At 70.8% G+C, this 18,936-nt stretch carries 15 protein-coding genes; 11 read left to right on the top strand and 4 right to left on the bottom strand.

Translation table 11 applies throughout. The features are described from left to right. Positions 1-331 precede the first annotated feature (331 nt). The 3 genes from FHX71_RS23600 (at position 332) to FHX71_RS23590 (ending at position 3,130) form a co-directional block, all read left to right on the top strand. Positions 332-535, top strand: coding sequence for a cold-shock protein (locus FHX71_RS23600; RefSeq protein ID WP_036971009.1), 204 nt, complete (start codon positions 332-334; stop codon positions 533-535). Positions 536-649: 114 nt separating this feature from the next. Further along, entirely contained in the window at positions 650-1,783 is a 1,134-nt protein-coding gene (locus FHX71_RS23595) for a threonine aldolase family protein (RefSeq protein ID WP_182619813.1), read from the top strand. Positions 1,784-1,840: 57 nt separating this feature from the next. Further along, positions 1,841-3,130: a glycoside hydrolase family 3 N-terminal domain-containing protein gene (locus tag FHX71_RS23590; protein ID WP_220490246.1), complete on the top strand. Its 1,290-nt coding sequence runs from the start codon at positions 1,841-1,843 to the stop codon at positions 3,128-3,130. A 3-nt stretch (positions 3,131-3,133) separates the two neighbouring features. Here FHX71_RS23590 and FHX71_RS23585 read toward each other — a convergent pair whose 3' ends face one another. Next, the gene (locus FHX71_RS23585; RefSeq protein ID WP_182620073.1) at positions 3,134-5,395 is read right to left on the bottom strand and encodes a S9 family peptidase; all 2,262 of its coding nucleotides are present in this window, start codon (positions 5,393-5,395) and stop codon (positions 3,134-3,136) included. Positions 5,396-5,709: 314 nt separating this feature from the next. Between FHX71_RS23585 and FHX71_RS23580 the strand changes: the two genes are divergently transcribed. Genes FHX71_RS23580 through FHX71_RS23565 form a run of 4 tightly spaced genes read left to right on the top strand, consistent with a single transcriptional unit; the run spans position 5,710 to position 9,946 of the window. Next, complete coding sequence (locus FHX71_RS23580; RefSeq protein ID WP_182619811.1) at positions 5,710-7,161, top strand: branched-chain amino acid ABC transporter permease; 1,452 nt, start codon at positions 5,710-5,712, stop codon at positions 7,159-7,161. 13 nt (positions 7,162-7,174) lie between these two features. Then, entirely contained in the window at positions 7,175-8,164 is a 990-nt protein-coding gene (locus tag FHX71_RS23575) for a branched-chain amino acid ABC transporter permease (protein WP_182619810.1), read from the top strand. After that, on the top strand, positions 8,154-9,185 hold the full coding sequence (locus tag FHX71_RS23570) for an ABC transporter ATP-binding protein (protein ID WP_182619809.1): 1,032 nt from the start codon (positions 8,154-8,156) through the stop codon (positions 9,183-9,185). The genes FHX71_RS23575 and FHX71_RS23570 overlap by 11 nt, the downstream gene beginning before the upstream one ends. Beyond that, complete coding sequence (locus FHX71_RS23565) at positions 9,182-9,946, top strand: ABC transporter ATP-binding protein (RefSeq protein WP_182619808.1); 765 nt, start codon at positions 9,182-9,184, stop codon at positions 9,944-9,946. The genes FHX71_RS23570 and FHX71_RS23565 overlap by 4 nt, the downstream gene beginning before the upstream one ends. 90 nt (positions 9,947-10,036) lie before the next feature. On the opposite strand, the gene FHX71_RS23560 is transcribed toward FHX71_RS23565, so the two are convergent. Beyond that, the gene (locus FHX71_RS23560) at positions 10,037-11,380 is read right to left on the bottom strand and encodes an endonuclease/exonuclease/phosphatase family protein (protein WP_182619807.1); all 1,344 of its coding nucleotides are present in this window, start codon (positions 11,378-11,380) and stop codon (positions 10,037-10,039) included. Positions 11,381-11,600: 220 nt separating this feature from the next. Here FHX71_RS23560 and FHX71_RS23555 point away from each other — a divergent pair, with 220 nt between their 5' ends. Then, positions 11,601-12,158 (top strand): septum formation family protein, encoded by a 558-nt coding sequence (locus tag FHX71_RS23555; RefSeq protein ID WP_182619806.1) that lies wholly within the window; start codon positions 11,601-11,603, stop codon positions 12,156-12,158. Positions 12,159-12,162: 4 nt separating this feature from the next. Here the strand turns inward: FHX71_RS23555 and FHX71_RS23550 are convergent, their stop codons facing one another. Then, positions 12,163-13,386 carry an MFS transporter gene (locus FHX71_RS23550; RefSeq protein WP_182619805.1) on the bottom strand — a complete coding sequence of 408 codons (1,224 nt, stop codon included), beginning with the start codon at positions 13,384-13,386 and terminating at the stop codon, positions 12,163-12,165. 258 nt (positions 13,387-13,644) lie between these two features. Between FHX71_RS23550 and FHX71_RS23545 the strand changes: the two genes are divergently transcribed. Then, on the top strand, positions 13,645-15,951 hold the full coding sequence (locus FHX71_RS23545) for an immune inhibitor A domain-containing protein (protein WP_182619804.1): 2,307 nt from the start codon (positions 13,645-13,647) through the stop codon (positions 15,949-15,951). A gap of 85 nt (positions 15,952-16,036) precedes the next feature. Continuing rightward, entirely contained in the window at positions 16,037-17,029 is a 993-nt protein-coding gene (locus FHX71_RS23540; protein WP_182619803.1) for a Gfo/Idh/MocA family protein, read from the top strand. Positions 17,030-17,202: 173 nt separating this feature from the next. On the opposite strand, the gene FHX71_RS23535 is transcribed toward FHX71_RS23540, so the two are convergent. After that, positions 17,203-17,508: an ArsR/SmtB family transcription factor gene (locus tag FHX71_RS23535; protein WP_182619802.1), complete on the bottom strand. Its 306-nt coding sequence runs from the start codon at positions 17,506-17,508 to the stop codon at positions 17,203-17,205. Between the two features lie 71 nt (positions 17,509-17,579). Here FHX71_RS23535 and FHX71_RS23530 point away from each other — a divergent pair, with 71 nt between their 5' ends. After that, positions 17,580-18,767 carry an MFS transporter gene (locus tag FHX71_RS23530; RefSeq protein WP_182619801.1) on the top strand — a complete coding sequence of 396 codons (1,188 nt, stop codon included), beginning with the start codon at positions 17,580-17,582 and terminating at the stop codon, positions 18,765-18,767. Positions 18,768-18,936 lie beyond the last annotated feature (169 nt).

Genomic DNA, 18,936 nt, shown 5'->3' with positions numbered 1-18,936 from the left:
GTTCCCCTTCAAGCGGGAGTGGATCTGAACGGCGCACTTTGCCCCGTCGTGGTCGCTGAAAGTAGTCACCTTGTGTGACGCCTGTGTCACGAATCCCCCGCCACGGCCTAGATCGTTACGAGGACGTGACCCACATCACCCTAGACCCAAGGAAAGTTCATCCGCTGGCCGGTCAGACGCACCTCGCGGAGATTGGTCGGGCTATCCTGGGCACGGGCAGGTACGCTTGCCGTGTTGCAGTGCCTCGATCGTTCTTCCAAGAGATGACGACGACACCGTGATTACAGCGATCCCGAAGGCCGGGGTCGTCGCATCTTGCAAGGAGCAGTACATGGCTTTCGGAACCGTCAAGTGGTTCAACGCCGAGAAGGGCTTCGGGTTCATCGCACCCGAGGACGGTGGGCAGGACGTGTTCGCCCACTTCAGCGCGATCCAGTCGAGCGGCTACCGCTCGCTCGAGGAGAACCAGCGCGTCGAGTTCGACGTGAAGCAGGGCCCCAAGGGCCTCCAGGCGGAGAACATCCGCCCGATCTGATCTCTGACAGCCGGCACGGCGGGCTCCTGAGTTCGCCCGGTTGCACTACGAGGGCCCGGTCACCTTTCGAGGTGGCCGGGCCCTCGGCCTGTCCCCGGGCGGGAGAATGGGGAGGTGCAGCACTTCGCCTCCGACAACTACGCCCCCGTCCACCCCGAGGTCATGGCCGCGATCGTCGCGGCCAACGACGGCGCGGCCGTCTCGTACGGCGACGACCCCGTCTCGGCCCGTCTGCAGGTCCGCGCCACCGAGGTGTTCGGTGAGCGCGCCCGCATCTTCCCCGTCCTGAACGGCACGGGCGCGAACGTCATCAGCCTGATGGCCGCGGCCCCGCGCTGGGGTGCGGTGATCGCCAGCGACGTCGCGCACATCCACACCGACGAGAACGGGGCGCCCGAGCGGGTGGGCAGCCTCAAGGTCCTCGCCGTCCCGAGCGTCGCCGGCCGCATCGGCCCCGACGCCGTCGACCGTTACGCCGGCGACATCGGCAACGTGCAGCGGGCGCAGCCCGCGGTCCTCAGCCTCACGCAGGTGACCGAGCTGGGCACGGTCTACTCCGTGGCCGACCTCAAGCTGCTCGCGGACGCCGCCCACGCGGCGGGCCTGCGCGTGCACCTGGACGGGTCGCGCCTCGCGAACGCGGCGGCCGCACTCGGCGTCGGGCTGCGGGAGATCACCACCGACGTGGGCGTCGACATCCTCTCGTTCGGCGCGGCCAAGAACGGCGGCATGCTGGGCGAGGCCGTGGTGGTCCTGTCCGACGACGACGCGGTGGCCGGGCCGGGCGGACCGGGGCGGCTGACCGAGGCGGTCCCGTACCTGCGCAAGGCGACGATGCAGCTCGCCTCCAAGACGCGGTTCGTGTCGGCCCAGCTCCTGGCGCTGCTCGGCGAGCCGGGCACGCCGACGTCGGGCACGGAGTCTGCGGCGGAGGGCACCGCCGCGGACGGGCCGCTGTGGCTGCGCAACGCGGCGCACTCCAACACGATGGCCGCGCGCCTGCGCGCGGGGATCGAGGGGGCGGGGCTGCCGGAGGCGGGCGTCCGCGTGACGTGCCCGACCGAGGCGAACGTCGTGTTCGCGACGCTGCCGCGCGCGGCCGCCGACCGGGCGCGGGCCCACGCCCGCTTCTACGACTGGGCGCCGGGCGAGACGGCCGACCGGGTCGAGGTGCGCTGGATGTGCGCGTGGGACACCACGGCGGACGACGTCGACGAGTTCGTCCGGGCGGTCGCAGCGGCGCTCTGAAACAGGTCTCGCCGGACTGTTGCGCAGAGGGCCGGTAGCGGGGTGAGACTGGTGTACATGATCCGCTTTCGCCCCGCGGGCCTGCTGGTCGCCACCGTTCTCACGGTAGCGACGCTGGCCGCGGGATGTTCCGCTCCGGCCGGTGAGCCCGGACCCTCCTCCATCCCCGGACCCGCTCAGTCCAGCACGCCGTCGAGTCCCACACCGAGCCCCTCACCGAGCCCGAGCGCCTCCCCGTCGTCCGGCGGGGCGACGCCGTCGGCCGACGCCTCGCCGTCCGCCTCCGGCGCGACGCCGTCCACCCCGCCCGCGGCGGATCCCGCGCCGGCCGAGCCCGACCTGTCGCTCGTCGCCGGCTGGACCCTGGAGCAGAAGGTGGGTCAGGTCGTGATGGTGGGCCTGCCCGTCAAGGGCCCGTTCCAGCCGACGTTCACCATGCTGCGGGACCAGAAGATCGGCGGCGTGTTCCTGGCGGGCCGCACCCAGGCCGGGCGGCAGCCCGTGAAGAACCTGGTGAACGCCGCCATCGCGGCGTCGGACTCCCCGGTCCCCCTCTTCGTCGCGACCGACCAGGAGGGCGGCGCGGTGCAGGTGCTGCGCGGCAAGGGCTTCAGCACCATCCCGAGCGCGCTCGACCAGGCCCGGCTGACGCCGTCGGACCTGCGCGCCCGGTCCAAGGTCTGGGGGCAGGAGCTCGCCCTCGCGGGCGTGAACCTCAACCTCGCGCCCGTCATGGACCTGGTGCCGCGCGCGACCGCCGCCTCGAACGCACCCATCGGCGCGTTCGACCGCAACTTCGGGTACACCTCGACGTCGGTGATCACGCACGGCGACGCGTTCGCCGAGGGCCAGCGGTCCGCGGGCGTGCAGACGGCGATCAAGCACTTCCCGGGGCTGGGCCGGGTCACGGCGAACACCGACACCACGGCCGGCGTGACCGACACCGTGACCGGGCCGAACAACCCGTCCGTGACGGTGTTCGCCGCCGGCATCAAGGACGGCACCGGCCTGGTCATGATGTCGTCCGCGGTCTACGCGCGGATCGACCCGAAGGCCCCGGCGGTGTTCAGCCCCAAGGCGGTGGGCCTGGTCCGCCAGCACGGGTTCCACGGCGTGATCATCACCGACGACCTGTCCGCGGCCGTGCAGGTCCAGAGCGTGCCCGCAGGCCAGCGGGCGGTCCGCGCCGTCGACGCCGGGGTGGACCTGGTGCTGGCGTCCGCCAAGCCGTCCGTCGCCCCGGCGATGGTGGACGCCCTGGTGAAGGCCGCACGCCAGGACCCGGCCTTCGCCGCCAAGATCGACGCGGCCGCGGCCCGGGTGGTCGCGGCCAAGGCCGGCCTCTGAGGGTCAGAGGCCGGCCAGGCCCAGCACGTCCAGGATCCAGGCCTGCTCGAACGCGACCTGCTCCCACGCGGAGTAGCGCCCCGAGACGCCGCCGTGCCCGGCCGACATCTCGATCTTCAGCATCGCCGGCGCGCCCGCTGCCTGCAGCCGCGCCACCCACTTCGCCGGCTCCACGTAGAGCACGCGGGTGTCGTTGAAGCTGGTGGTCGCGAGCACCTGGGGATAACGCGACGCGTCGTCGGACACGTTCTCGTACGGGGTGTACGAGCGCATGTAGGCGTACACGTCGGCGTCGTTCAGGGGGTCGCCCCACTCGTCGCGCTCGGTCACGGTCAGGGGGAGCGTCGGGTCGAGCATCGACGTCAGCGCGTCGACGAACGGCACCCCGGCCAGCACCCCCGTGAACAGGTCGGGCGCCAGGTTGGTGGCAGCGCCGACGAGCAGCCCGCCGGCGCTGCCGCCGTCGGCCACCATGCGGTCGGACGCCGTCCAGCCGGTGGCGACGAGGTGGCGGCCGCAGGCCACGAAGTCGGTGAACGTGTTGCGCTTCGCGGCGAGCTTGCCGTCGTCGTACCAGGAGCGGCCCATCTCGCCGCCGCCCCGGACGTGCGCGACGGCGAAGACGACCCCGCGGTCGAGCAGGCTCAGGCGGGACACCGAGAAGTACGGGTCGATCGAGTACTCGTACGCGCCGTAGCCGTACAGGAGCAGGGGGGCGGGCTCGGCGGGTGCCTCGCTCGTCCCGGTGGTCGAGCCTGTCGAGACCCCGAACCGCACCTTGTCCTTGCGCCAGACCAGCGAGACCGGCACGCGCGTCCCGTCCTCGGCGACGGCCCACTCCCGGCGCTGGTCGTAGTCGCCCGCGTCGTAGCCGCCGAGCACCGGCTGCTGCTTGAGCAGGGTGCGCTCGCCGGAGGCGACGTCGTACAGGTAGAGCGACGACGGCGTCACGAACGACGTGTAGCCGACCTTCAGGTTGGGCTGCTCCCAGACGCCCACGCCCGCGCCGACGGACTCCAGCGGCTGACCGAACGAGATCTCCTGGAAGTCCCAGCCGACGGGGCCTTCGCCGGTCTCGACGGGCTCGACCAGCGACAGCACGGCGGAGCGGGAGATCGCCTCGCGGCGGTAGTAGAGCACCAGGTAGCGCTCGCTGGCGCTCACGCCCTCCAGCCGCACGTCGGGGTCGTGCGGCACGACGACGTCCGCCGCCTCCGGGGCGACCGTCCCGCCGGGAGCGGGGACGGGGGAGGCGACCAGCTCGAAGTTCAGCGCGTCCTTGTTGTGCAGGATCAGGAGCACGTCGCCGGTCGAGCCTGTCGAGACCTGGGTCTCGACAGGCTCGACCAGCGACACAGGCTCGACCAGCGACGTCGGCAGCACCGCGTGCTCGACCGTGTACTCGACGCCCTCGCGGCGGGGCCAGACGACGCGGAACTCGCCCGTCGGATCGTCGGACTCCAGCAGCCACGACTCGCTCGTCACCTTGGAGCCGAGCTCGATCTGCAGGTACTTCTTGGACCGGGAGAGGCCCACGCCCACCCAGTACCGCTCGTCGGGCTCCTCGAACACCAGCACGTCGTCGGATCCGGGGGTGCCGAGCCGGTGGCGCCAGACGCGCCAGGGCCGCCAGGCCTCGTCGACGGTCAGGTAGAAGACGTGCTGGCCGTCGGGGGTGAACATGGCGCCGGGCGCGGTCTCGCGCACCTCGTCGCGGAGGTCCTCACCCGTGGCGAGGTCACGGACGCGGAGCGTGTAGCGCTCGTCGCCCGCGGTGTCGGTCGCGTACAGCAGGCGGGTGCCGTCGTCGGAGACGTCGAGCGACCCGAGGGCGAAGAAGTCGTGACCCTCCGCCTGGGCGTTCTGGTCCAGCATGATCTGCTCGCCCGGCACCGGCTGCCCCGGTTCCAGGACGCGGGGCGTCCAGTCGTCCGGGCCGGCGACGGGGTAGCGCGCGTGGATCGGGTACTGCTGGCCCTCGACCGTGCGGGCGTAGTACCACCAGTCGCCGTCGCGCGCGGGGACCGAGAGGTCGGTCTCCAGCGTGCGGCCCTTGATCTCGTCGAACAGGGTCTGCCGCAGCGGCGCGAGGTGCGCCTGGCGGTCCAGGGTCCAGGCGTTCTGCGCCTCCAGGTGCGCGACGACCTCGGGGTCCTCCTTGGTGCGGAGCCACTCGTAGTCGTCGGTGAAGGTGTCGCCGTGGAAGGTGCGCTCGCTCGGGCGCCGCACGGTGAAGGGCGGTTCGGACGGCGGGAGGACCCGCACGGCCGTCGGTCGGTCGGCCGCGGGGGCGGCCGCTGGGGGAGTCAGGGCGTCGTCGGACACCGCGTCAGCCTAACCGTGACGAGGGGTGAGCGAGCGGGTGTTCCACGCCCTCCCGCTGCCCTCATCGATGCGACTCCGTGACCTCGGTGTGACCCACGGGTGTAACGCCCGACACATGGCACGGCTACACTCACCGCACGCCGATGGCATCAGTTTGATGCAGGCCTGGTTAAGCAGGACTGAATCATGCTGACGTCGTGCGGCACCGAGACCTCGGAGCACCACCACACCAGAACCGACGGAGGACCCGGCAGATGACAGCCGACCGACCGAACCTCGCGACGGCCGCGCGCAGGCTGCTGGCCACGCTCGCGGCGGTGGCCATCCCCGCCGTGATCGCTGCGGCGCCCGCGATGGCTGCCGCTGCGCCCGCCGCGGAGTGCACACCCGACGACTCGACCGCGTGCGTCGTGGCGATCGTCCTGGACGAGGAGAGCAATCCCGTCCCCGACGTGGGTGTCACCATCTCCGGCGCGGGGTTCGAGCAAGACGTGATCACGACCCAGGAGGGCCCGGCGTCCGTGGAGGTGCCGCAGGTCGGCTCCTACACACTGACGATCGACGAGGCGACCGTCCCGGACGGTCTCTTCCCCGACACCACCGAACGCCAGGTCACGGCGCAGACCGGCAGCTCCGCGCGCGCCGCGTTCCGGCTGGGCACCACGCCCCCGGAGAGCGCCGAGCCCACCGACGGCGCCACCACCGCGCCCGGTGACGGCGAGACCGGAGGAGCCGAGCCCACCGACGCCGCCAGCGGCGGCGCCGCGGGCGAAGGCCTCGGCGGGGCCGGCACGACCACCACCGGTGGCGGCGGCCCCTCGTTCGAGCAGATCTGGCAGCAGTTCGGCTCCGGCATCAGGTTCGGCCTGCTGCTGGCCCTGGCCTCGGTGGGCATCAGCCTCATCTACGGCACCACCGGGCTCTCCAGCTTCTCCCACGGCGAGCAGGTGACGCTCGGCGCCATGTTCGGCTACATCGGCGTCAACTGGCTGAACATGCCGGTCTGGCTCGCGGTGATCCTCGTGATCGTGGCCTGCGGCGCGACGGGCTGGCTGCAGGACGCCGCCATCTGGGCGCCGCTACGACGACGCGGCACCCCGGTCACGCAGATGATGATCGTGACCATCGGTCTGTCGCTCGCGCTGCAGTACACGATCCAGATGGTCATCGGCGGCCGGTCGCACCGCGTCCTGCCGCAGAACCCCCGGCCCCTGGAGATCGCGGGCATCACGCTCAGCACCGCGTCCTGGCTCTCGATGGTGGTCGCGGTCGTGGTCATCCTCTTCATCGGCTGGTTCCTGACCCGCACCCGGATCGGCCGCGCCACCCGAGCGGTCTCGGACAACACGGCGCTCGCGTCGGCCACCGGCATCAACCCGGACCGCATCATCCGCATCGTGTGGGTCATGTCCACCGGCTTCGCCGGCCTCGCGGGCATGCTGCTGGCCATCTCGTTCGGCTCGTTCAACTGGTCGCTCGGCATGCTGCTGCTGCTCCTGATGTTCGCCGCCGTCACCCTCGGTGGCCTCGGCACCGCCTACGGCGCACTGCTCGGATCGCTCGTGATCGGCCTGGTCGTCGAGATGTCCACCCTCATCCCCGGAATGCCGAGCGACCTGCGCTACGCCTCGGCACTCGTGATCCTCATCCTCGTGCTGCTGTTCAGGCCGCAGGGCCTGCTCGGCCGCGCCGAGCGGATCGGCTGAAAGGAGAACCATCATGGAACTGAGCCGCATCCTCACCCAGGCGCTCGCCGAGCTCATCGCTCCGACCACCGCCGCCATCGCGCTGGCCGCGATCGGCCTCAACCTGCACTTCGGGTTCACCGGCCTCCTCAACATGGGGCAGGCAGGCTTCATGCTGCTGGGCGCCTACGGCTTCGGCATCGCCACGATCTCCGGCGCGCCGTTCTGGCTGGCCCTGCTCATCTCGCTCGCCGCGGGAGCCCTGTTCGCGCTCATCCTCGGCGCACCCACGCTGCAGCTACGCGGCGACTATCTGGCGATCGTGACCATCTCGGCCGCGGAGATCATCCGAATGCTCGGCCGTGCCACCGTGTTCCAGGAATGGACCGGCGGCGCGGCGGGCCTCACGGGTGGTTCCTTCAAGGCGACGTTCCAGGAGCTCTCGTTCCTGCCGGCGCCGCCCGAGCGGGGCGCGTTCGGCCCGCTGGAGTACGTGTTCACCGGGTCCGACTCGTGGTGGACCCGTCTGTTCGCGTGGGCCGTCGTGCTCGTCGCCGTCCTCTTCGTCTGGCTCCTGACCCGCAGCCCCTGGGGTCGCGTGCTCAAGGGCATCCGTGAGGACGAGGACGCCGTCCGCGCACTGGGCAAGAACGTCTTCGCCTACAAGATGCAGGCGCTGGTGCTCGGCGGCATGTGCGGTTCGCTCGCGGGCATGCTGTACGTGCTGCCCAGGTCGGTCGCGCCTGACGCCATGGGCCGCTCGCTGACCTTCTTCGCCTGGACCGTCCTGCTGCTCGGTGGTGCCGCCACCTTGTTCGGTCCCGTCCTGGGGTCCATGCTCTTTTATGCGGTCTACATGCTGCTCCGCGCCGGTATGCGCGAGGGCCTGGAGGGCGTCGTGTCGGCCACGATGGTCGAGCAGATCGGTGGTCTGCTCGTCGGCGTGACCCTGATGCTGCTGGTCATCTTCCGACCACAAGGAATCTTGGGGAACAAGAAGGAGCTCGCCTTCGATGCCCGATGAGACGACGGAGAACAAGGTGACAGAGGTGTCCGACGTGCCCGAGGCGACCGACGTGCCCGAGAGCACCGACGTGCCCGACAGCACCGTCGAGGCGCTCGACGCCGTCGAGCGCTCCGAGACCGCGGCCGCCAAGGCGGCGGAGCACGTCCTGGCCGCGGTCGAGCCGACGGTCGGCGTCAGCAAGCCCGACCCGATCCTGGTCGTCGACGACGTCGAGCGCCGGTTCGGCGGCATGACCGCCGTCGACGTGCAGCACCTCGAGGTCCAGCGCGGCGTCATCACGGCGCTCATCGGTCCGAACGGTGCCGGCAAGACGACCTTCTTCAACCTGCTCACGGGGTTCGACAAGCCCAACCAGGGCACGTGGTCGTTCGAGGGCAGGTCGCTCGGCGGGGTCAGCGCCGCCAAGGTGGCGCGCAACGGCATGGTCCGCACGTTCCAGCTCACCAAGGCGCTCTCGCGCCTCACGGTGATGCAGAACATGCTGCTCGCCGCGATGGGCAACCCGGGCGAGAACCTGTTCGGCTCCCTGGTGAAGCCGCTGTGGGCGGGCACCGAGAAGCGGAACACCGAGAAGGCGCTCGAGCTCCTGGAGCGGTTCAAGCTCGACGCCAAGAAGGACGACTTCGCGGGCTCGCTGTCCGGCGGCCAGCGCAAGCTCCTGGAGATGGCGCGGGCCCTGATGACGGACCCGACCATGATCATGCTCGACGAGCCCATGGCCGGCGTGAACCCGGCCCTGGTCCAGTCGCTGCTGCACCACATCCAGGCGCTGCGCGACGACGGCATGACCGTGCTGTTCGTCGAGCACGACATGCACGCCGTGCGGCACATCTCCGACTGGGTCGTGGTGATGGCCGAGGGCAAGATCGTCGCCGAGGGGCCGCCCAAGTCCGTCATGCAGGACCAGGCCGTCATCGACGCCTACCTGGGTGCGCACCACGACACCGACCTCGGGGACGACTCGCTGCTCGACCCCGCAGTGCTGGCCCGGCTCGAGGCCGAGGAGGAGAAGCGATGAACGACGCGGCCAAGACCGAGAAGCGGGAGACCCTGCTCAAGGCGACCGACATCGTCGCCGGCTACCTGCCGGGCGTGAACATCCTGAACGGGTGCAACCTCGAGGTCGCCAAGGGCGAGCTCGTGGGCATCATCGGCCCCAACGGCGCCGGCAAGTCCACGCTCCTGAAGTCCCTGTTCGGCCTGGTCAACGTGCGCTCCGGCAGCGTGACCCTGGCCGGCGAGGACATCACGAACCAGAAGGCGAACACCCTCGTGTCGCAGGGTGTCGGGTTCGTGCCGCAGAACAACAACGTGTTCCCCTCGCTCACCGTCGAGGAGAACATGCGGATGGGCGTGTACCTGCGGCCCAAGGCGTTCAACGAGCGGTTCGAGTTCATCACCGACCTGTTCCCCACCCTGGGGGAGCGGCGCTCGCAGCGTGCGGGCGCCATGTCGGGTGGTGAGCGGCAGATGGTCGCCATGGCCCGCGCGCTGATGATGAACCCGTCGGTGCTGCTGCTCGACGAGCCGTCCGCCGGCCTCTCGCCGGTGCGTCAGGACGAGACGTTCCTGCGCACCCGGATGATCAACAAGGCGGGCGTGTCCGTGGTCATGGTCGAGCAGAACGCCCGGCGCTGCCTGCAGATCTGCGACCGCGGCTACGTGCTCGACCAGGGCAAGGACGCGTACACCGGGACGGGCAAGGAGCTGCAGTCCGACCCGAAGGTGATCTCGCTGTACCTGGGCACCCTGGCGGAGGACGTCGACAAGGCGAGCTAGCCCACCCTGCCGAAGTAGAACCGTAGCGAGATAGAACTCTGGCGTACCTCCTGATCAGGGGGTACGCCAGAGTTCTATCTCGCTACGGTCCTACTTCGGCAGCTTGACGTCGGTCCAGGTGAGCCGGTGGTCGCTGCTCGGGAACGGGTACACGCCCGTGAGCCGGGACAGCGGGTCCGCCGCGGCCGGCCAGAACACGCCCGCGTCCCGGACGCGCAGGTCACGCGACGGGAGCACGTAGTCGACCCGGAGGTTGCCCGGCGTCGTGTCGGCGAAGTCGGCCGTGTCCAGCGCCGGGTCGCCCTCGTGGGTCAGGTTCGCGCCGGCCTGCAGCGCGGACGCCTCGGACGCGCCCGCCGACGTCGGCCGCGGGTCGGTGATGCGGGAGTGCCGCAGGAGCTGGTCGATCGCGGGGACGCCGTCGCCGCCCGTGGCGGAGTCGCCGTCGAGGGGGTCGGCGTTGTAGTCGCCGACGATCACGAACGACGACCCGGGCCGCAGCCCGCCGCGCCGGCCCTCGTCGTCGTAGATGTACCGGGCGCTGCGGCCGCCGCGCACGTAGTCCGCCCAGAGCCGGATCTCGTCGTGGTTGCGCAGCCCGTTGCGGTCCTCGGCCCCGTCGAACGACGGCGGGGTGGGGTGCGCGGCGAGCACGTGCACCGTCTCGCGCCCCACACGGACCGGGACGTCCCAGTGCGACTTGGACGAGAGCGGCAGCACCGCCAGCTCCTCGGCCGAGTACCAGTCGGCCGGGGCCGGTGTGGCGGGGTCGTCCGGGAGCAGCGCGCCCGGCATGTCCTGCCACCTGAAGTCCTGGAACGTGCGGACGTCGCGGTGCTGGATCGGGTACTTGGACAGCACGACCATGCCGTACTGCCCCGGGAACAGGCCGAAGCCGAGCGCGTCGTCGCCGCCCCCGACGGTCCCGTCGTTGTTCAGGTCGAACCCGCTGGGGATGCCCGTGTTCGACGGCGCGACGAACGCGTACGGGTACTCCACGGGCTTGCCCGTGCCCTGCCGCACCTCGAGGTAGTTCTCGCGGAACAGGTCGGTCGCGGCGTACGGGTCGGCGTCGCCGGAGTAGTCGAACTCGTTGAGCAGCACGACGTCGGGGTTCGCGTGCTGGATGACCTCGGCCACCGTCGCCGCCTGGATGTCGTCGCCCGTGGACAGGTCGGCGACGAGCTCGCCCTCGGTCGCGCGGTTGAGCGACAGGTTGTAGGTCGCGACGCGCAGGGCCCGGGGCTTGCCGTGGTTCCGGTCGTGCCCGGCCGACGACGTCGTGGCCGACGTCGCGGCGGGGCCGTCGTCCGGCGTCGTGCCTGCTGGGACTGTGCCCGCCGTGGCCGTGCTCGCCGAGGCGAGGAAGGCCCCGGCCAGCAGGGCGGCCGCCGCGGCCGCGCCCGTCAGGCGCGAGGGGGTGCTGGCTCGCATGACTGCTCCTTCGTCGGGGTGTCGTGCGCGGGTGGTCCGCGTCAGACACCGTAGGACGGCGCCCGCTCGCGCGGGTGAACTGTGCGTGAACTCGCCCCCGTGATCGAATCGTTGCCCGCTCGCCACCAGTACGGACGTTCGAGACGGTATTTTTCCGGGGCGGCCCGATGCGGCCGCGGCGAGGGTCCCCGCCGTCGTGCCGAACCAAAGGAAGAACTTGATGAACCGCACTGTCCGTCCCGTTCGTCGTCCGGTCCGGCTGCTGGCCGTCGCGGCCGCCGCCACCGTCTCGCTGACCCTGCTCACCGGCTGCTCGGTCCTGGACGGGATCATGTCGAGCGGTGACGCGCCGCGTGACGAGCCGGGCGGCGAGATCACCGCCTCCGCGGACGCGGACGCGTTCGAGATCCTCAAGGGCGACTGCATCGACCTGGAGGCGCTCGAGGGTTACGGCGAGACCGCGGAGGGCGAGGACTTCGAGGTCGAGTCGGTGCCCGTGGTGCCGTGCGCCGAGGAGCACACCGGCGAGGTCTACGCGGAACTCATCATGGAGGGCGACGAGTACCCGGGCGACGAGTCCATGTCGAAGACGTTCGACGACTGGTGCTACGACGAGTTCGAGAAGTTCGTGGGCGTGTCCTACGACGAGTCCGTCTACGGCTACACGGGCTTCTACCCGACCCAGGCCACCTGGGAGCAGCTGAACGACCGGGCGCTGCAGTGCATCGTCAGCTCCGAGGAGCCGTTCACGGGCAGCCTGCAGGGCGTCGCGGAGTAGCTCGTCAGAGGTCGGCGTGCGGCAGGCCGGCCCGGCGGGTCGCCAGCCGCACGTCGACCGCGACGACCACCAGCCCGGCCAGCACGAAGAACGCCCCCACCAGGGGCACCGTGCCGACGCCGACGGTCGCCACCACCAGCGCCCCGAGCGCCGCCCCGCCGCCGATCCCGATGTTGAACACCGAGCTCGAGATCGCGGTCGCCGACTCGGTGGCGCCCGGGGCGACCTGCATGGACAGGAACGACAGGGCGGGCGGGATCGCGCTGAACGCGAGGCCGAACAGGGCCAGCCCGACCAGGGCGATTGCCGGGACATGCCCCAGCCCCCAGAGCAGCACGAGCGCGGCGGTCAGCAGGCCGAGGGCCACGAGCACGGTCTGCCACGGCCGCCGGTCGAGCACCTGGCCGATGAGCAGCGTGCCCGTCAGGCCGGCCGCCCCCTGGCCCAGCAGCAGCGCGCTGAGGTACCGGTCGGGGAATCCCGCCGTCTCCAGCAGGAACTGGGTGACGAACGTGATCATCATGAAGCCGCCGGTCACGAGCAGCACCGTGACCACCATGAGCACCACGAAGCGGCGCATGCTGGGGTGCGTGCCGCGGGCCGTGCCGCTCTGCTCGGCGTCGACGTCGGGCATGGCGATCGCCATCGCGAGGCAGGCCAGCAGGCTCACCGCGGAGAACACCAGGAACGCGGTGCGCCAGCCCGCCTGCTGGCCCACGAACGTGCCGAGCGGCACGCCCAGCAGCGGCGCGAGGGAGTTGCCGATCGCCAGCCGCGCGATCATCTTGCCGCGGACGGCGGGCGCGAACAGGCTCGCGGCGGCGGGCGTGACGACCGACCAGAACAGCGCCTGCCCCAGCGCGGTGACCATGCGCGCGGCCATCAGGTCCCCGTAGCCGATCGCGACCGCCGACCAGAGCGTCCCGACGGTGCACACCGCGGTGGTCGCCGCGAGCACCCAGCGGCGCGGGAACCGGCGGGTCAGGCGCGAGAGCGGCAGCGACGCCAGCACGACGACGGCGGCGTACGCCGAGACCAGCAGTCCCACCTCGGACGTGCTGCGGCCCAGGTCAGGGGCGATGAGGGTGAGCAGCCCGCCCGGCAGGTTCTCGGCGGTGACGAACGTGAAGGCACTGACCGACAGGGCGATCAGCGCGACGGCGGCGCGGCGCTGGTCGACCGGGGGTGCGGCAAAGGTGGCCGCAGCGGCGCTGCTGTTCGCGGTCATGGGCGTCTCCGGGGTCGACGGGCGTGGGCTCACCCGGACGACGAACCGGTCCGGCGGACAGCGACCAAAATACGCGCCCTCGAACCGATTCTACGAGTGCATTCCAGGCATACGTCGTGAAGCAGAACTGTGTCCTAGGCAACATTGTCGTAATATTTCCCTGGTTTCCTCCTCCGTGGACAAAGTCGTCCAGCAGGTCCGGAGACCCGTACGCATTACCTCCTCGTCCCCGGACGTCGCTCTCTTGACGGAGGAAACATGAATCGACGTATCTGTGCAGTCGGCGCGGGAGCAGCCCTGTTGCTCTCGGCCGCCGTCGTGCCGATCACGGCTTCCGCGGCACCGCCGGTCGAGGAGCCGCCGCAGCAGGCGGCCCCGGCCAAGGAGGACAACCGGCCGGACGCCCTCGCCGAGAAGCAGACCGAGAAGCGACAGACCGCCGTGGACATGGTCGCGACCGGCCAGGCGAAGGTCGAGACCCGCGGCAAGGGCAAGCACAAGTCCAAGGTCGTGGAGATCTCGCCGCGCGAGTACGTCGAGTACGGCGTCGAGGAGACCGCGCAGCTCTTCAGCATCCTGGTCGACTTCGGCGACGAGACCGACGAGCGCTACCCGGACGCCGCCGCCGGCCCGGCGCACAACGAGATCCCGGAGCCCACGCGGAGCGACAACTCCACCTACTGGGAGCCCGACTTCTCGCGCGACCACTACCAGGAGATGTTCTTCACCGGCCTGGAGGACCAGGACGGCGAGTCGTTCGCCGGCGTCTACGACGAGATGTCGTCGGGCCGCTTCGACCTGCAGGGCGACGTGTCCGACTGGGTGACCGTGCCCTACAGCACGGCCTCCTACGGCACCACGGAGTCCGGCACGGACATGACGCGGTTCGTCCAGGACACCGCGGACGCCTGGTACGACGACCAGATCGCCTCGGGCAAGACCGCCGAGGAGATCGACGCGTACCTCCAGTCGTTCGACGTCTGGGACCGCTACGACATGGACGGCGACGGCATCACGGCCGAGCCCGACGGCTACATCGACCACTTCCAGGCGATCCACGCCGGTGAGGGCGAGGAGGCCGGCGCTCCCGAGTCGGCCATCTGGTCGCACCGCTGGGCGGTCAACCAGGGCGGCCTCGGCACGGACGGCCCGTCCGGCTTCGAGAAGCTCGGCGGCATCAAGATCGGTGACTCCGACATCTGGATCCGTGACTACACCACGGAGCCGGAGAACGGCGGCCTGGGCGTGTTCGCGCACGAGTTCGGCCACGACCTCGGCCTCCCGGACTACTACGACACCGCGGGCGGCGAGAACGGCACCGGCTACTGGAACCTCATGAGCTCCGGCTCGTGGCTGGGCCACGGCGACGGCACCATCGGCACCACGCCCAACCACATGGGCGCCACCGAGAAGCTGTTCCTGGGCTGGCTCGACTACGAGACGATCGAGCCGGGCGAGCGTGAGCGGGTCAAGCTCGGCCCGTCGTTCCACGCCACGACGCGCGCGCAGGCCGCGATCGTGAACCTGCCGGACGGCGTCGAGCAGGTCGACCTCGGCATCGCGCCGTTCGACGGCGAGTTCGTCTACTCGGGTACCGGCAACGACCTGAACAACACGATCACCTCGCCGTCGTTCACCGTGCCGGACGGCGCCTCGCTGACCGCCAAGGTGCAGTACGACATCGAGGTGGACTTCGACTACGCGTTCGCCGAGGTCTCGACGGACGGCGGCTCCACCTGGACCGCCCTGCCGAACAACCTGTCGACGGACGAGGACCCGAACGGCACCAACCCGGGCTCCGGCATCACCGGCGCCTCGGACGGCGCCTGGGTCGACCTGACCGCCGACCTCGGCGACTACGCCGGCCAGACGGCGTCGGTCCGCTTCCGCTACTCCAGCGACGGCGGCACCAACGAGACCGGCATCCTGGTCGACGACGTCGCCGTGGGTGACGCGCTGACCGAGGACTTCTCGGACGGGTCCGACTGGACCGCCGACGGCTTCACCACGGTCGGGGCCGACGGCACCTACGAGGTCACCTACCAGCACTACTACGTGGCCGAGAACCGCGTGTACGGCGGGTACGACCAGACCCTGAAGTCGGGCCCGTACAACTTCGGCTGGGGCTTCACCAACAGCAACAAGGTGGAGCACTACCCGTACCAGGACGGCCTGCTGATCTGGTACGTGAACAGCCTGTACGGCGACAACAACGTCTCCCAGCACCCGGGTGGCGGCCAGGCCCTGCCGGTCGACGCCCGTCCCAAGGCGCTGAAGTGGTCGGACGGCACGATCGCCCGCAACCGCATCCAGTCCTTCGACGCCACGTTCGGCCTGCAGAAGACCGACGCGCTGTCGCTGCACCGTGAGGTGTCGGCCACGTCGCTGACCTCGCTCAAGGTCGGCAAGCAGTGGCCGGTGTGGAAGTTCGACGACACCAACCCGAACGCCTACTACGACCCGGCCAACCCCGGCCACTCGGTCAAGGTCGGCGGCACCGGCACCACGATCAAGGTGCTCACCGAGGACGCGAAGAAGGGTCACATGACCATCCAGGTCAACTGACCCCCTCCGCCCCGCACGCGTCAGACGCTCAGGTCACCCCGGTGACCTGAGCGTCTGACACGTTTCGGGCACTACGCTCGAACGCATGACACACCTGCGTTGGGGCATCCTGGCGGCCGGCGGGATCGCCGCGAGCTTCACATCAGACCTGAACGACAACGGCTTCACCGTGCAGGCGGTGGGGTCCCGAAACCTGGGGAAGGCCCGCGAGTTCGCCGACCGGTTCGGCATCCCGACGGCGCACGGCTCCTACGAGAACCTCGTGAACGACCCCGAGGTCGACATCGTCTACGTGGCGACGCCGCACCCGTTCCACGCCGAGGCCGCGAAGCTCGTGCTGGAGGCCGGCAAGCACGTGCTGGTCGAGAAGCCGTTCACGCTGAACGCCGCCGAGGCGCGCGAGGTCGTGGACCTCGCCGAGTCGAAGGGGCTCGTGGTCCTGGAGGCCATGTGGACCCGGTTCCTGCCGCACATGGCGCGCGTGCGCGAGATCATCGCGTCGGGCGTGCTGGGCGAGGTGCGGACCCTGATGGTGGACCACACCCAGGACCTGCCGGACGACCCGTCCCACCGCATCAACGACCTGGCCCTGGGCGGCGGCTCGCTGCTCGACCTGGGCATCTACCCGGTCTCGTTCGCCTGGGACCTGTTCGGCGAGCCGCTCACCGTCCAGTCGCACGCGACGTTCAAGGAGACGGGCGCGGACGCCACCGTCGCCACGATCTTCGGGTACGACGGCGCGCGGGTCGCCACGACCGTCTCGGCGTCGGACACCCGCGGGCCCAACCGGGCCTCGATCCTGGGTACCGAGGGCCGCATCGAGATCGACGCGACCTGGTACAACCCGTCGACGGTGCACGTCTTCGACGCCTCGGGCACCGAGGTGGAGACGTACAGCGTCGAGGTGACGGGGCGCGGCATGCACTTCCAGGCCGCCGAGGCCGAGCGCCTGGTCGCCGCCGGCGAGCTCGACAGCCCGCTGCTCCCGCGCGAGGAGACCGTGGCGATCATGGCCACGCTGGACACGATCCGCGACCAGATCGGCCTGGCGTACCCGGGGGAGCAGCCCGCGGAGTGACCCGTCGCGTCTCCCCAACTCACCTTTGAGACCTAAGTTTCTTCGCTCTGAGGCGACCCAGAGCGAAGAAACTTAGGTCTCGAAGGTGAGTTGGCTTCCGGGGGAGGGTTGGCTTCGGCGCGGACGACGGCGTCCGGCTGGGTCGCGCGCTGCCCGACGGCGGGGCGGCGTGCTCACTTCTCGCCCAGGACCGCCTCGATGAGGCCCGGGAACTTCTGGTCGAGCTCGTCGCGGCGGAGCTGGATGGCGTGCGTGCGGCCGTGCACGATCGTGCGCGTGAGCCCGGCCTCGCGCAGCGTGCGGAAGTGGTGCGACATCGTCGACTTCGTGAGGTCCAGGCCCCAGCCGTCGACGGTCTTGGGCTTGGGCTCGCCGTCGGCCAGCGTGTGCACGATCCGCAGGCGCACGGGATCGCCGAGGGCCTTGAGCACGTCGACGAGCTCGACCTCGGTCATGTCCGGGCTCGGGTAGTCACCCATGACACACCTCCGGGGCATCGGTCCGCATCAATAGTTCGACAACCATCGAACTGTCACGTACGCTCGACGGTATGACGTTCATCGAACAATCATACTCGCCGCGCGGCGCCTATCTCCGGATCGGCGTCATCGCGGCGGCGCTGTTCGTGGTCGGCACGAACGCGTTCGTGATCGCGGGCGTGCTGCCGCAGATCGCGACGGGTATCGGCGCGACCACGAGCGCCGTCAGCTACTCCATCTCCTGGTACGCGATCATCGTCGCGGTGCTCGCGCCCGTGGTCTCCGTGCTGTTCGCCCGCGCGTCCCGCGCCACCCTGATGGGCGCGGGCATGGGCCTCATCGCCGCCGGCATCGCCCTCTCGGCCATCGCCGGCGACCTCGCGATCTTCACGGCCGGCCGCGTCGTCGCCGCGCTCGGCGGGGCCGCGCTCATGCCCGCCGCGATGGCGGCGGCACCCACCCTCGTGCCCCCGGAGCAGCGCGGGCGCGCACTCGGCGTCGTCGGTCTCGGGTTCATGCTCGCGACCGCCGTCGGCTCCCCGCTGGGCACGGCGCTCGCGGCCCTCGGGAGCTGGCGCCTCGCGCTCGGCACCCTCGCGGCGCTAGCGGCGGTGCTCGCCGTCGTCGTCGCGCTGCTCACACGCACCGTGCCGACCGGGTCCGTGCCCGGGCTCGCCGCCCGGTTCGCCGTGCTCCGCGACGTCCGGATCGGCCTGGCCCTCATGACGGCGCTGCTCTTCACCGCCGCGTTCAACATGGTCTACATCTTCAGCTCGGCCGTGACCCGCGGCGTGACGGGCGGCAGCGGCACGGCGCTCGCGACGCTCCTGCTGGTCTTCGGCGTCGCCGGCCTCGTCGGCAACTGGCTGGGCGGCTCCCTGACCGACCGGCTCGGGGCGCGGCCCACCGCGCTCACCGCGCTCGCGGTGGTCGCCGTCTCCCTCGCCGCGCTGTTCGTGGCCGCGGACTCGTACGTGGGCACCGCCGTCCTGTTCGGCGTCTGGGGCCTGGCCACGGCCGCGGCCCTCGTGCCCATCCAGCACCGGCTGGTCGACGTCGACCCCGCCGTCGCCGGGGTGTCCCTGTCCTGGTACTCGACGGCGATGTATGTCGGGATCGCGATCGCGCCCGTCGTCGGCGCGTCGGTGCTGCCGTTCGGCGCGGCGTGGCTGGACCTGCTCGGCGCCGCGGCGGCCGCGGCGGCGCTCGCCGTCTTCGCCCTGGGCTACGCGCTGCCCCGCCGAGCGGCCCTGGTGTAGGTCGCCCGGGCCGAGCCCGGCTGCGCCCGTGCCCGCCGCCGAGGCCGTGCCCGCCGCCGAGCCCGGGTCGTGCCCGCCGCCCGCCCCGATCGCCCCTTCTCCTTTGAGACCTAAGTTTCTTCGCTTTGAGGCGACTTAAAGCGAAGAAACTTAGGTCTCAAAGGAGGGG

The sequence above is a fragment of the Promicromonospora sukumoe genome, from assembly GCF_014137995.1.
Classification (GTDB): domain Bacteria; phylum Actinomycetota; class Actinomycetes; order Actinomycetales; family Cellulomonadaceae; genus Promicromonospora; species Promicromonospora sukumoe.
This window is presented reverse-complemented; position numbering and strand designations above follow the sequence as displayed.

Bases quoted from the DNA above. Each gene is read 5' to 3' on its own strand.
- FHX71_RS23530 (WP_182619801.1), top strand. From the start codon at position 17,580: ATGACGTTCATCGAACAATCATACTCGCCGCGCGGCGCCTATCTCCGG.
- FHX71_RS23545 (WP_182619804.1), top strand. From the start codon at position 13,645: ATGAATCGACGTATCTGTGCAGTCGGCGCGGGAGCAGCCCTGTTGCTC.
- FHX71_RS23590 (WP_220490246.1), top strand. From the start codon at position 1,841: ATGATCCGCTTTCGCCCCGCGGGCCTGCTGGTCGCCACCGTTCTCACG.
- FHX71_RS23570 (WP_182619809.1), top strand. From the start codon at position 8,154: ATGCCCGATGAGACGACGGAGAACAAGGTGACAGAGGTGTCCGACGTG.
- FHX71_RS23540 (WP_182619803.1), top strand. From the start codon at position 16,037: ATGACACACCTGCGTTGGGGCATCCTGGCGGCCGGCGGGATCGCCGCG.
- FHX71_RS23575 (WP_182619810.1), top strand. From the start codon at position 7,175: ATGGAACTGAGCCGCATCCTCACCCAGGCGCTCGCCGAGCTCATCGCT.
- FHX71_RS23535 (WP_182619802.1), bottom strand. From the start codon at position 17,508: ATGGGTGACTACCCGAGCCCGGACATGACCGAGGTCGAGCTCGTCGAC.
- FHX71_RS23600 (WP_036971009.1), top strand. From the start codon at position 332: ATGGCTTTCGGAACCGTCAAGTGGTTCAACGCCGAGAAGGGCTTCGGG.
- FHX71_RS23550 (WP_182619805.1), bottom strand. From the start codon at position 13,386: ATGACCGCGAACAGCAGCGCCGCTGCGGCCACCTTTGCCGCACCCCCG.
- FHX71_RS23555 (WP_182619806.1), top strand. From the start codon at position 11,601: ATGAACCGCACTGTCCGTCCCGTTCGTCGTCCGGTCCGGCTGCTGGCC.
- FHX71_RS23580 (WP_182619811.1), top strand. From the start codon at position 5,710: ATGACAGCCGACCGACCGAACCTCGCGACGGCCGCGCGCAGGCTGCTG.
- FHX71_RS23560 (WP_182619807.1), bottom strand. From the start codon at position 11,380: ATGCGAGCCAGCACCCCCTCGCGCCTGACGGGCGCGGCCGCGGCGGCC.
- FHX71_RS23565 (WP_182619808.1), top strand. From the start codon at position 9,182: ATGAACGACGCGGCCAAGACCGAGAAGCGGGAGACCCTGCTCAAGGCG.